Source organism: Mesorhizobium sp. M2E.F.Ca.ET.209.01.1.1 (assembly GCF_004010375.2).
Lineage (GTDB): Bacteria > Pseudomonadota > Alphaproteobacteria > Rhizobiales > Rhizobiaceae > Mesorhizobium.
This window is the reverse complement of record NZ_SADP02001317.1, coordinates 1-282: the sequence shown is the minus strand read 5'-3', so window position 1 is coordinate 282 and position 282 is coordinate 1. Positions and strand designations below refer to the sequence as shown.

At 61.0% G+C, this 282-nt stretch carries 1 protein-coding gene; it reads right to left on the bottom strand.

Translation table 11 applies throughout. From position 1 onward, the window contains the following. The coding region (locus EN852_RS40225; RefSeq protein WP_246694610.1) for a hypothetical protein at window positions 1–192 on the bottom strand (192 nt) is incomplete at its 3' end. Between the last annotated feature and the right edge of the window lie 90 nt (window positions 193–282).

The following is a 282-nucleotide window of genomic DNA, read 5'->3' as shown; positions in this document are numbered from 1 at the left end:
TACGGTGGATATTCTCCGGGCGCGCTTACGGTTCTTCAGATCGTAGCCGGTGTTGTCCTTCTTCAATTTGCGCAAATCGTCGAAGACCTCGCCGGTCGGCAGCACCACTTCGACGCCGAGGCAAAGCTCGCGCGCATTGCCATAGACGAGCACGCCGGTGCCGCCGGCATTCGGTAACGCCCGGCGCGACAAATGCCAGCTTTGCTGCCCTTGCTGCGGCCTTTCCCGAACTGCCGAATGGGGAGGTGACGATCGACGAGGTGAATCCCAACTGGCTTCTGC